This is a genomic window from Flavobacterium sufflavum, assembly GCF_004016525.1.
Classification (GTDB): domain Bacteria; phylum Bacteroidota; class Bacteroidia; order Flavobacteriales; family Flavobacteriaceae; genus Flavobacterium; species Flavobacterium sufflavum.
Map to the genome: position 1 here is coordinate 707,770 of NZ_SACJ01000001.1, position 12,773 is coordinate 720,542.

Annotated in this window: 8 protein-coding genes; 5 read left to right on the forward strand and 3 right to left on the reverse strand. The window is 33.9% G+C overall.

Annotation, left to right across the window (positions count from 1 at the left end):
- Positions 1 to 22: 22 nt before the first annotated feature.
- Positions 23 to 3,382 (reverse strand): DUF3427 domain-containing protein, encoded by a 3,360-nt coding sequence (locus EOD40_RS02535; protein WP_128193323.1) that lies wholly within the window; start codon positions 3,380 to 3,382, stop codon positions 23 to 25.
- Positions 3,375 to 3,773 carry a (deoxy)nucleoside triphosphate pyrophosphohydrolase gene (locus tag EOD40_RS02540; protein ID WP_128193324.1) on the reverse strand — a complete coding sequence of 133 codons (399 nt, stop codon included), beginning with the start codon at positions 3,771 to 3,773 and terminating at the stop codon, positions 3,375 to 3,377. The genes EOD40_RS02535 and EOD40_RS02540 overlap by 8 nt, the downstream gene beginning before the upstream one ends.
- Before the next feature lie 692 nt (positions 3,774 to 4,465).
- On the opposite strand from EOD40_RS02540, the gene EOD40_RS02545 reads away from it, so the two are divergent.
- Positions 4,466 to 6,022 (forward strand): sodium:solute symporter, encoded by a 1,557-nt coding sequence (locus EOD40_RS02545; RefSeq protein WP_128193325.1) that lies wholly within the window; start codon positions 4,466 to 4,468, stop codon positions 6,020 to 6,022.
- Between the two features lie 31 nt (positions 6,023 to 6,053).
- The gene (locus tag EOD40_RS02550) at positions 6,054 to 6,974 is read left to right on the forward strand and encodes a dihydrodipicolinate synthase family protein (protein WP_128193326.1); all 921 of its coding nucleotides are present in this window, start codon (positions 6,054 to 6,056) and stop codon (positions 6,972 to 6,974) included.
- A gap of 429 nt (positions 6,975 to 7,403) precedes the next feature.
- On the opposite strand, the gene EOD40_RS02555 is transcribed toward EOD40_RS02550, so the two are convergent.
- Positions 7,404 to 8,273 (reverse strand): AraC family transcriptional regulator, encoded by an 870-nt coding sequence (locus EOD40_RS02555; protein ID WP_128193327.1) that lies wholly within the window; start codon positions 8,271 to 8,273, stop codon positions 7,404 to 7,406.
- 265 nt (positions 8,274 to 8,538) lie between these two features.
- On the opposite strand from EOD40_RS02555, the gene EOD40_RS02560 reads away from it, so the two are divergent.
- The 3 genes from EOD40_RS02560 to EOD40_RS02570 all read left to right on the forward strand — a co-directional run bounded on the left by EOD40_RS02560 (position 8,539) and on the right by EOD40_RS02570 (position 12,773).
- Positions 8,539 to 10,137, forward strand: a complete 1,599-nt coding sequence (locus EOD40_RS02560) for a fucose isomerase (protein WP_128193328.1) — start codon at positions 8,539 to 8,541, stop codon at positions 10,135 to 10,137.
- A 354-nt stretch (positions 10,138 to 10,491) separates the two neighbouring features.
- Complete coding sequence (locus tag EOD40_RS02565) at positions 10,492 to 11,640, forward strand: ABC transporter substrate-binding protein (RefSeq protein WP_128193329.1); 1,149 nt, start codon at positions 10,492 to 10,494, stop codon at positions 11,638 to 11,640.
- Positions 11,637 to 12,773 carry a CaiB/BaiF CoA transferase family protein gene (locus EOD40_RS02570; RefSeq protein WP_128193330.1) on the forward strand — a complete coding sequence of 379 codons (1,137 nt, stop codon included), beginning with the start codon at positions 11,637 to 11,639 and terminating at the stop codon, positions 12,771 to 12,773. Before EOD40_RS02565 ends, EOD40_RS02570 begins: the two co-directional genes overlap by 4 nt.

Sequence of the window (12,773 nt, forward strand, 5' to 3'; positions counted from 1 at the left end):
GTTTGTATCACTAAAATGAAGATTAATTAGTAATAATTGAAATAAACTCTCCAACAACTCTCATTTCTGATCCGTTTTCTTCATTGATAACAATATTTTCATAAGAATCATCAAATGAATTGGGTCTTAAAACAATTGAAATGTGTTGCCATCCTTCTTCTGATACCACTTTTTCACTTGAATAAGTCTTGATAGTAAAAGCAGAATTAAAATCTTGATCTTGAATATCGATATTTTCTACCAAAACGACTTTGCCATTTCTACTACCTCCTGAATCCGTTTTAAATAAACAAATTGAACCGTTTGGGATTATTCTATTCATTGATTCGCCAACTATTTTGCAAGCAAAGTAATCACTATTAATTTTGATATTTTTTGGTCCTTCAATTAGGCTGAAATCTTTTTCTGACTGCATTTCGCTAAATGTTCCAGCTGCTGCATAAAAGTTATATAAAGGAATAAGATTTTGAGATTCAATTGTATCTTGAATTGGAAAAATTTTGTTTTCAATGTTAACCTTTTTATCAATTAGGTTTAATTTTTTATCAGTTGTGATGTAATGATAAATACTGTCAATTACAGGTTGTTCAAGATGAAATTTAAAATGGACAACTGGAGATTGAGTATTGGGCATATAGCTTTGTTCAATTGAATCAGGTATTATAGTAACATTTCCCATGAAATAAAAATCAGTTCCTTCACCATCCTCTTTTTTTACGAAAAGTAGAATGCGATTAGAATTAATTACATCTTTTATTTCATTACTATCTATTTTTCTATTTGATCTTGATTCCCATGCAAATGTGGAGGGATTAATAAAATGGTCATTGTAATTAATAGTGCTATCTATTTCATCAGATTTGTGATATGTAACAAAACAAGGTGTAACTCTCTCGTTGGTACGGTAGCCATAGACAGTACTGCTAATGTCTTTTTCCCAATTTAACAATCTACATACGTCTTTACGACTGTATTTATTGTAGAGAATTAACCCATTTTGATAGTATTCTTTTTTATATAAGGTTTCAAATGTCCTAATAGAATAATTTATAGAATCTAATAGAAAATCTTTAAAAATAGGATTACTTAGTATTTCTTCAAATTCTCGATGAAACTTAAATACGTTATCTTTTAGATAAATAATTTTCTCATTTTTTCTTATAAATATGAAGTTGATGTTTCTTATACAAGAATCAATAGTTGCTTTGTCTGGAGTATAATTATAAAGACGAAATATAGTTTTTTTAAATGTTGAAATACTCAGTTCATTTTCTAGGATTAATTCTCTTAAAATATAACTTTCCTCAACTCTTTTAGAATTATTTATTTCTTTGGAAAATAATTCTAAAAGCTTAACATCTTTGTTAGACAATTGAGGTTTGTAATCTTTTTCAATTTTTAATATGAAATTATAATACGAATTGGAATAGTTCACATACAAATAAGGGTCTCTAGAACCGTGCTCAATAAAATCCATCATCATTGGAATTCTTCCTAATTTGAATTTTAACAGATTGTAATCCTTTTTCAAATCAGCTAATAACTGCATGTTTGCAGAATCAATAGATTTAAATATTTTTTCTTTAGTAATTTCATCAAAATTGATGGTTGATGCCCCAGGTATCATCCTACTTCCTTCTGTAATTAATTTCCTCAAGGAATCCTTGTTGTAAGATGTATCACCATACAAAGCAATAGGTATTAAATAATTGTTTTCATAGTTGCCTATGAAATCTATAACGGTTAAATAGCTCTTTCCTTCAACTTTTCTTAACCCTCTACCTAATTGTTGGATGAAAATAATTGCTGATTCAGTAGGGCGAAGCATAATAATTTGATTGATTTTTGGAATATCAATACCTTCATTGAAAATATCAACTGTAAAAATATAATCTAGTTTTTCGTTTAAATTATCTGATTCTAATCTTTCAATAGATTTAGCTCTTTCTTCTTCAGAACTATCGCCTGTTAGAGCGCCTGTTTTATATCCTTTCAAATTAAATAAAGCGGATAATTCAATTGCTTCATTTTTTCTTGAACAAAAAATTAAGCCTCTAGTTATTCCGTTGTCACTTCCATAAAAATTTGATTGCTCAATTATTCTATCAACTCTTTCACTAGAAATTAATAGATTAAAATCTGATTTATTATCAATCTCTGTATTGTCAATTAATAAATCTGTTACTCCATAATAATGAAATGTACTAAGCATTTTTTCTTCCATTGCTTTGTTCAATCTAATTTCATAAGCAATGTTGTGGTCAAATAATTGAAAAACATCATTGCCATCTGTTCTTTCGGGAGTTGCTGTCATTCCTAAAAGAAATTTAGGTTCAAAATGTTTTATTAATCGTAAATATGAATCCGCACCTGATCTATGGGTTTCATCAATGATTATGTAATCAAAATGATTTTTTGAGAAGTTTTCTAAATGTGTGGACTTTGAAATAGTTTGAATTGTTGAAAATACAAAATCACAATCCAATTCTCTTTTTTCACCAGAATATAAACCCATTGTTTTTTCCTTTCCAAAAACTTTTTGAAATGTTTTTAATGAATTTTTTGCTATAGTTAATCTATGAACTACAAACAATAGTTTTTTTGGATTAAAAGCTTTTGCATCAAAAGCTGATAAATAGGTTTTTCCTGTTCCTGTAGCTGAAATAATTAAAGCTTTGTTTTTTTGTTCCGTCCTTAATTTTTTTAAATTTTCCAATGCTTCTATTTGCATTGAATTAGGTGTTATAACAGTTGGGGGTGGAATTAAGTTTGTTCTATTTAGAATAAATTGTTTCTGATATATTTCATTGTATGATAAAATATATTCTTTCGTTACATGTGTTGCTTTTTCAAAATCTGATTGAAATTCATTGATTACCTTTTCAACAATGCCACTTTCATCTAACGCGGAAATTTTTATATTCCACTCTTTATTAGATGATAAAGCTTGAGCTGTTAAATTACTACTACCAATAATTAAATTATAATGTTTATTATTTTTAAAGATATATCCTTTTGCATGCGCATTTCCTGTTGTAGCAATTCTTAGATCTATATTTTTGAATTGAGACAATCTTTTAAGCGCTTCAGGTTGTGTGAAGTTTAGGTATTGAGAAACTAAAATTTTCCCTTTTATTTCACGATTTTCTAATTCTTTTAATTTGTTAATGATTGTTGCTACGCCACTTGTTGTTATGAAAGCTACTGATATATAAAACTGATTGCAATTTTCAAGTTCATGAAGTATTGACGACAGAATTTTTTTTGGTGGATTTTTTTGATTGACAAGTAATTCAGGTTGATAAGCTACATCAGATAATATATTTTTATCTACATAACCTGTTTGTAAACTTGAATTGAAAATTTGAATTAACTTATCCATTTATTATTAATTTATTTACAATAGGAATATCAGCTGCTGCCCAATCTAGGCTTTTAAGCTCATTTAAACTTAGCCACTTATATGCTATATGTTCATTTAGAATGATTTCTTTTGATTTAACTTCACATATAAAACTGTGCATTGTTAATTCAAAATCTGGATATTCATGTACAACTGTAAGAAACAAAGATTTTATATCTACATTAATAATATTTAATTCTTCAAATAATTCGCGTTTTAAAGCTTCGTTTTTGGTTTCGCCTTCTTCAATTTTCCCTCCAGGAAATTCGAATTTTTCAGAAATATATGCTAATTTATTTTGTGGTCTTTGAACACATAAAATTTTATTCTCAAAATATATTATTGCAGCTACTACTTCAATTTTTTTCATTCTCAACTTGTGTTTTACTTTGAATAATTGGCAAAGTAAATTTAAAATTATTCAGGAAATTTTATAAAATATTTTACAACAGATGTTAGGTCTTTTAAACAAGTAAAATGTACATTTTTGTTTTTAATTTTACGCAAATTCAAATGTATACATTTATTTTGTCTGATTCTGAAAGGGAAAATATTCCTGACAGAAATAAGAATTGTCATTCAATACAAATATACATTTTTTGTATTGACAAGTATCATGTTACTCAAATTTCCCCTAGCCCTGACCGCAGCGAAACTCCTTATGCGGGAGGCCTGTGATTTTTTCTTGTGCCAAAAGAGCGACTGCAGGAAGCTCCTTTTTGGTGCTTAGAAAAATCCGGGACTCCAAATAAGAGTGAAGCGAAGGGCAGGAACAGCTTCTTATTTAAAAAACAGCTATCGCTTTTTCTAATATTCGATAATCACAACATATTTGTATAGAGTTATTTACGTTGCTCAAGTTGTGTTTTGTTTGTTGTTGGAATGATATTTTAATGGGTTATAAAGGTGTTTTTGACACTTTATGCTAATATCCTATAATATTCTGAAAAAATCTCATAGGAAATCGTTGTAGTTTTCGGGTAAATTTGTAAAATCTAGAATAAGTTGTACGATATACTTATTTGTGAGGAGAAATAAAATTAAAAATCCCATCTTTAATAAATGAAAAATTTACCATTATTAGATATCGCTATAATTGCAATTTATTTGATTGCAATGGTGGGCGTGGGAATTTATTTCTCCAGAAAAAACAAGAGTGCAGAGCAATATACAAAGGCATCAGGTAAGATTCCCGGTTGGGCAATAGGACTGTCTATTTATGCCACATTTTTAAGTAGTAATACTTTTTTAGGAGTTCCGGGTAAGGCGTTTGGAGGAAATTGGAATGCTTTTGTTTTTAGTATTTCGATGCCATTTGCAGCTTGGGTAGCGGCTAAATATTTTGTGCCGTTTTATCGCAGCACTGGAGAAGTTTCAGCTTATACTAATTTAGAAAAACGTTTTGGGCCTTGGGCCAGAACTTATGCTGTTGTTTGTTTTTTGTTGACACAAATCACCCGAATGGGATCGGTTTTTTTCGGGATTTCCCTTACGCTGCAAGCCTTGACAGGTTTTAGTATGGAAACAATCATGCTGGTTACAGGAATCTGTATTGTGGTTTATACCGTATTAGGAGGTATTGAAGCGGTGATTTGGACCGAAGTAGTTCAGGCCGTATTAAAAACCGGAGGAGCATTATTGATTATGTATTTGATTATTTCAAAAATGCCAGGCGGTGTTTCTAAAATAATAGAGATAGGACAACAAAACGATAAGTTTAGTTTGGGTGGTTTCTCGTTCGATTTTACAACTTCTACTTTTTGGGTGGTATTGTTGTATGGTTTTTTTATCAACCTGAATAATTTTGGGATGGACCAAAATTATGTGCAACGTTATCATGCTTCCTCATCGGCTAAAGAAGCTTCAAAGTCAATTTGGTTGTGTGTATGGATGTTTGTTCCTGTTTCTTTGATTTTCTTTATGATTGGTTCTTGTTTGTTTGCTTATTACCAAATGACTCCCGCTTTAATAGAGCCGATTAAATTACAGGCTGCTGCAGAACATCTTGGTGCGATGGCATCTCAAACGGAGATTACAAATTATGCTAAGACATTACAACCATCAGATTATGGAGATAAGGTAATGCCGCATTTTATGGTAAACATGATTCCTACCGGTTTATTGGGATTGATAGTTTCGGCGATACTTTCCGCGGCAATGAGTACCATTAGTTCAGGAATGAATGCTTCGGCAACGGTGTTTTCAGAAGACATCTACAAGCGATATTCGAAAAAGAAAATCAGCGACAAACAAAATATGCGTTTGCTGTATATCGGAACCGTTTTGTTTGGATTGGGCGGAATGGCTTGTGGTATCGCGATGATAGGAGTGAAAAGTATTCTGGATATATGGTGGCAACTATCGGGGATTTTTGCAGGAGGAATGTTAGGGCTTTTTCTTCTTGGAATTATCAGTAAAAAATCAGGTAATACAGAGGCTATGGCTTCAACAGTCATAGGAATTATGGTGATTCTTTGGTTATCAATTTCGAGTCTGATTCCGGATCAATATGATTTTTTAAGAAGTCCGCTTCATGCTAACATGGTGATAGTTATAGGGACACTTGCTATCTATCTGTCGGGCGCATTTATAGCTAAATTAAGAAGCGTAAAAGCTTAATTCATATAATAAAAGAGAAAATAGAATAACGATGAACAATTCAAAAAAAGGATTTATTCCGGTAATGTTAACGCCATTTAATAATGATGGTAGCATTGATTATAAAACACTAACTGCTCTTACGGAGCTGTATTTAAAGTCCGGTGTTACTGGTTTATTTGCCAATTGTTTGTCGAGTGAGATGTTTGAATTGTCAGAAGCGGAACGTCTTCAATTAACAAAACACGTAGTTGATGTTGTGGCTGGTCAGGTGCCTGTGGTAGCTACAGGAACTTTTGAAGGAACAATTCAGCAACAGGCTGATTTTACCAATAAGATATACGGAACTGGAATCGACGCTGTAATTTTAATTTCAGGTTTATTGGCTAAAGAAACGGATTCGGATGCGGTGTTTGTTGACAATGTGCACCAGTTATTGAATTTAACGCCAGGAGTTCCAACCGGTTTTTACGAATGCCCGGTGCCTTATAAAAGAGTGTTGTCGGCTGAGCAATTAGGAGAATTTGTTGATACAGGAAGAGTGATTTATCATAAAGACACCAGTCTAGATATCAATCAGATTAAGGCTAAATTGAGTGTGGTGAAAAATCCTGATTTTGGTTTGTATGATGCTTACATGGTACATGCTATCGAATCCTTGAAAGCAGGTTCGGCAGGATTGTCTTGTATTCAAGGGAATTTTTTTCCTGAGTTGATTGTTTGGATTTGCGATAATTACAATGATGCTTCAAAGGCAGAAGAATTAGCAGCAGTGCAACAATTTTTAGAGTCCAATATGGGAGTTATGCACGATGTGTATCCTATTGTGGCTAAATATGCTTTACAAAAAAGAGGATTGTCTATCTCTAATTTCACACGTAGAGAAGTAGGTGACTTTACTCCAATTGTAAAAAATGCAGTGGATCAACTGCAAAATGAGTACGATATTCTCCAGAATGAGTTATCATTCTAGTTTATAAGATATACATTTTTGGTTAGTGTATAGTTAGTGTTAGTTTTTAGTGATTATTAACTCGTCTGTTCGATTGTTTTTAAATGACCGCTCCTCCCAATTTTGGTCATTGTATAAAAATGTTGAGAGCCTTTTTTTGACCATAATTTTGGTTCTGAATACGATTTCCGATGGAAGTTTTTTGGACAGACGGATTAATAATTTTTTTGCCACGAATGCGCTAATCTTTTTTTTAAAATCTTCACGAAATCTTTCTGCTATTTGCGATTAAAAATTACCGCAAATTATTTCTTTTATTTTCAGATATGAAAATAAGCTTATCTGTACTTTTTTATCGCTTTTAGAAAACAAAAAACTTATATGCCTTATATGGTAAAAATTTCTTAGCGGGACTTTGCGAAAAACCCTTGCGCACTTTGCGGTTAAAAACTAATTCGACAAATATCTTTTCTTGTATTCCATAGGAGTTATTCCAGCTACTTTCTTGAAATGACGGTAAAAATTAGATACATTATTAAAACCACATTCAAAACAAATCATTTCGGTAGGAATTTTGTTTTCAATCAGTAATCTACAGGCATGGCTGATGCGGATTTCTATTAAAAAATCATAATAGGTTTTCTTGGTCATTAGCTTAAAATAGCGGCAAAATGAGGTAACACTTAAGTTGCTAAAGGCTGCAATTTCTTTTAAAGTAATTTCTTTTTTATAATTCGAAAGCGTATAACTGCATATTTTATTCAGTCGAATCGAATCGGATTCATTGGATTGGTAAAACGCATGCGAAGAAGTGATTTCGGTATATTCTTCCGTTTCCGATAGAAATTTTAAGATGTTTAACAGGATAATCAGCTTGTCAATATGATTGGCATTGGGTGCTTTTTCCATTTGTTCCATCACCATTTCTTTGGTGTTTCCATGAATAATCATCCCTTTTTTTGCCTTTTCAAAAAGTTTCGGAATCAGGAAAGATTCGGGTAAGTGTATGAAATCTTTGCCTAAACAGTCGGGTAAAAACTGAATCACGATGGCCTCGACATCCAGTTCCTTTTTGTTCTGATAATATTCTTCATGACAACGCCAGGTATGAGGGAGGTTTTCGCCAAGCAAAATAAGCTCTCCTGAGCCGAAATTGCTGATGTTGTCGCCAATAAAACGCACCCCTTCGCCCTTTATCACATAATGTAATTCCAGTTCAGGATGGTAGTGCCAAATCTTACCGAAGTTGGGTTCTTTGTTATGTCTTACCTCAAAAGAACTTTGGATGCTGGTAGGGACTTTGTGAAATAAAGGCTTCATAAACAGTGTGTTTGGAATTATTCTGCTAAATTAGTGTTATTTTTAAAATTACAAATAATTTTATGATAATATCCTATAGATACATGCAAATAAATAATAAGAGCCTAAGTCTAATTTTTAGCATATTTGAATATAGACTGCAACCTTTTTAATTTAGAGTTGGTTGATGGTTTAAGGAAAAATAAATCATAGCGTATCACAAAACAATTTGAATAAAAAATTCGAATTGTCTTTGTGTTTTATTGCTTATAAATAATTTAAAAATATGAACATCTATTTAGTAGCAAGTGGCGATTTGCGTTTATCAGCAAATCAAGTATGTTGGGATGCACAAGCCCAAATGGAACAATTATTATCAGAAGCTGTTGCCGAAGCAGGCGGAAAAATCATCAGAGCGCATGCTTATGATGAGAAAAAACAGCATGGTTTTATTGATAGCCAAAAAATGGGAATGCAGGTTTTTAAAAATATTGACCCAACAGCACCACTGATTGTTGCTGAAAGTGTTTGGCAATATTCGCACCATGTTTTGGCAGGTTTGATCACACATCAGGGACCTATTTTAACAGTGGCTAACTGGAGTGGCGAATGGCCAGGATTAGTGGGAATGCTAAATTTAAATGGTTCTTTGACTAAGGCCGGAGTGCAATATAGCACCTTGTGGAGTGTAGATTTCAGCGATGATTTTTTCAAAAATAATTTGAAAAACTGGATGCAAACGGCTACAGTTCAGCCAGATTTCAGTCACGTGAAAGCATTTGATAAAACACTTATTCCTTCGGACGAATTAGCAAAAGGAACTGCTTTTGCAAAAGCTTTCAGAAAAGAAAAAGCCATTATGGGTGTTTTTGACGAAGGTTGTATGGGGATGTTCAATGCCATTGTTCCTGATCATTTGTTGCATCCAACAGGAATTTATAAAGAAAGATTGTCTCAGTCTTCGCTTTACGCAAAAATGCTAACGGTGAAAGACGAAGAAGCTGAAGCCGTTTTAGCATGGTTATTAGATAAAGGAATGAAATTCGATTGGGGAACGGATGAAGTTACTCAATTGACTAAAAATCAAACGCTTTTACAATGCAAAATGTATATTGCAGCAGTGCGAATCGCAGCTGAATTTGGTTGTGATACTATTGGAATTCAGTACCAACAAGGTTTGAAGGATTTAGTTCCTGCCAGTGATTTGGTTGAGGGTTTATTAAACAATCAAAACAGACCTCCTGTTTTTGACGAAGAAGGAAACGAATTGTTTGCCGGTGAGGCCTTGCCACATTTCAATGAAGTAGACGAATGTGCCGGAATTGATGCTTTAGTTACTTATAACTTATGGCGTTCTATGGGATTGAAAGGCGAAAATACACTACATGATTTGCGTTATGGGGAATACTATAAAAACGAGACTGTTGACGGATTTGTTTGGGTATTTCTAATCAGTGGAGCGGCACCGCCAGAGCATTTTGTGGGTGGTTATGAAGGAACTTCCAGCGAAAGACAGCCTGAAATGTATTTTAGATTAGGTGGAGGAAGTGTGAAAGGAGTGAGTAAACCGGGTTCTATTGTTTGGAGTCGCGTTTATGTGATGGACGATGCCTTGCATTGCGATTTGGGAATTGGAGAATGTGTCGATTTACCAAAAGAAGAATTAGACAGAAGATGGAATATGACTACGCCACAATGGCCTATTATGAATGCTGTTTTAAAAGGAGTGAGTCGTGACCAGATGATGGGACGTCATAAGGCGAATCACATTCAGGTGGTATATGCTGAAAACGAATCAGAAGCTAACAAATTGTGCCGAATTAAAGCCGCGACCTTACAGGAACTGGGAATCCAGGTTCACTTTTGTGGGGATGTAGCGGTGTAATAAAAGGTATTTAAAAAACACCCCGGTCTTCGACCACCCCTCTAAAAGAGGGGAATGGCGCTCGAAATTCCCCTCCTTTGGAGGGGTGCCCAACGGGCGGGGTGGTTATAAAGATATTTATATAATGCACCACGGGTTTATAATATAAAATTAATGCACCAATTCGAGTGTTTTTTGTTCCGTTATGTTGCAAAAAAACACTCGAATTGACGTTTTAATAACTATATTCACAGTTGTTTAAAATGAAAAAAATAGATAGAACACAGATAATAACGGATAAAAAAGAATTAATTAGTTTTCTTAATTTTAATTTTTGGAAATTTATGTTCTAATAAAAAATTGAAAAGTCAAAAAATGAAGAAATTGAAAGGGATTACATGGAACCATACAAGAGGGCTTTTGCCTATGGTTGCTACTGCTCAGCGTTTTACGGAGCTGTATCCAGATGTAGAAATTAGTTGGGAAAAAAGAAGTTTACAAGAATTTGCTGATGCCTCGATAGAGGATTTAGCCAAAAGATTTGATTTATTGGTGATTGATCATCCATGGACAGGTTTTGGTGCTGCTACCAATACTATTGTTCCTTTATCGGATCATTTTTCAAGCGAATATATAAAAGATCAGGAAGTCAATACGGTAGGGAAATCATACGAAAGTTATGTTTTTAACAACAAACTTTGGGCTTTACCTATCGATGCTGCCACTCCGGTAGCTGCGGCTCGTTTGGATATTTTAGAAAGTAAAGGCTTAAAAGTGCCTGAAACTTATGAAGATTTATTGGCTTTAGCCAAAAAAGGATTGGTTGCTTTTGCCGGAATTTCGGTTGATTCATTAATGACTTTTTATTCGTTTTGTTGCAGTTTGGGCGAAGCTCCATTTTTGTCTAAGGAGAAAGTTATTTCAAATGAAACAGGAATTAAAGCCTTGCAAATGCACCGCGAATTAGCTCAACTTATGGATCCGGCTAATTTTAACAGAAATCCAATTCAGGTTTATGAAGCGATGGTAAATACTGACGAAATTGGGTATTGCCCATTTGCTTACGGTTATTCTAATTATTCAAGAATTGGTTACAGTAAACATTTACTTCATTTTTACGATTTAGTAAAGTTGAACAATCAGCCTATGATTAGTTCATTAGGAGGAACAGGATTAGCTGTTTCTGCTTTCAGCCAAAACCTTCCGGAAGCGTTGAAATATGCTGAATTTACAGGTTCTTCACATGTTCAACAAAATATTTTTGCTGACAATGGTGGACAACCAGGACATTTACAAGCTTGGAAAAGCGAGAGAATCAATCAAATTACCCACGATTATTTCAAGAATACCTTACCGACTTTAGAGCGTGCTTTCCTGCGTCCAAGATATTCAGGGCACATGTATTTCCAGGATCATGCCGGCGACTTAGTGCGTGATTATTTGATGAATGGTGGCGATGAAGTAGCTGTACTTGAAGCAATGGATGCTTTGTATGTAAAATCCCTTAATGCAGCCGCTGTATGAGACCTTTAGAAGGTGTGGTTGTTTTAGAGTTTTGCCAGTTTTTGGCAGGACCTTCAGCAGGATTGAAACTCGCCGATTTAGGCGCCAGAGTTATCAAAATTGAAAGACCCGTAAAAGGAGAAGCTTGTCGCCAATTGAGTATCAAAGACTTATTTGTAGACGAAAGCAGCTTGTTATTTCATACTATTAATCGAAATAAAGATTCTTTTGCTGCCGATCTTAAAAATCCAGCCGATTTAGAATTAGTCAAAAAACTGATTGCCAAGGCTGATATTATGACTCATAATTTCAGACCGGGGGTGATGGATAAAATTGGTTTGGCTTTCGCCGATGCTATTGCCGTCAATCCGAAAATTATCTACGGAGTGGTTTCAGGTTATGGAGACGAAGGACCTTGGTCTAAAAAACCGGGACAGGATTTATTAGTGCAATCATTATCTGGATTAACATGGTTGAGCGGACGAGATAGTCAGGGACCGGTTCCTTTTGGTTTATCAACAGCCGATATTATGTGCGGAAACCATTTGGTACAGGGACTTTTGGCGGCTTTATTAAAAAGAGCCAAAACGAATAAAGCTGTTTTGGTTGAAGTGAGTTTAATCGAATCGATATTAGATGTTCAGTTTGAAGCCATTACTTCTTATTTAAATGATGGTGGAAAATTGCAGGAAAGAGGTGATGTTGCCGGAAGTGCACATGCTTTTCTAAGTGCGCCTTATGGGGTTTATAAAACTCAGGATGGCTATCTTTCATTGGCCATGGGCGACTTAATGTACATCAGCGAATTGCTACAGGTGAATTTGGAGAAATATAGAGAAAAACATTTGTGGTTTGAATTCCGCGACGAAATAAGAACACTTTTAAGCGAACGAATCATTCAGGAAACTACAGACCATTGGTTGCAATTGTTGCAGGAAAAAGGCGTTTGGTGTGGAAAAGTATTGAATTATCAGGATTTGGATCAAATTGATTTTGGTATGCCAATGAAGCAAACCATCGAAAATTCAGATAATAAAAAAATTGTCACTACCAGAAGTCCGATTCAGTTAGACGGTCAGATTTTGACCAGCACCAAAGCGGCACCAAAAGTAGGAGAGCAGAATAAAATGATACAGGAAACTATTTTAAATTAG

Excerpts from the sequence above, each read along its gene's own strand:
- EOD40_RS02535 (WP_128193323.1), bottom strand. The coding sequence starts at position 3,382 with ATGGATAAGTTAATTCAAATTTTCAATTCAAGTTTACAAACAGGTTAT.
- EOD40_RS02565 (WP_128193329.1), top strand. The coding sequence starts at position 10,492 with ATGAAGAAATTGAAAGGGATTACATGGAACCATACAAGAGGGCTTTTG.
- EOD40_RS02560 (WP_128193328.1), top strand. The coding sequence starts at position 8,539 with ATGAACATCTATTTAGTAGCAAGTGGCGATTTGCGTTTATCAGCAAAT.
- EOD40_RS02550 (WP_128193326.1), top strand. The coding sequence starts at position 6,054 with ATGAACAATTCAAAAAAAGGATTTATTCCGGTAATGTTAACGCCATTT.
- EOD40_RS02570 (WP_128193330.1), top strand. The coding sequence starts at position 11,637 with ATGAGACCTTTAGAAGGTGTGGTTGTTTTAGAGTTTTGCCAGTTTTTG.
- EOD40_RS02540 (WP_128193324.1), bottom strand. The coding sequence starts at position 3,773 with ATGAAAAAAATTGAAGTAGTAGCTGCAATAATATATTTTGAGAATAAA.
- EOD40_RS02545 (WP_128193325.1), top strand. The coding sequence starts at position 4,466 with ATGAAAAATTTACCATTATTAGATATCGCTATAATTGCAATTTATTTG.
- EOD40_RS02555 (WP_128193327.1), bottom strand. The coding sequence starts at position 8,273 with ATGAAGCCTTTATTTCACAAAGTCCCTACCAGCATCCAAAGTTCTTTT.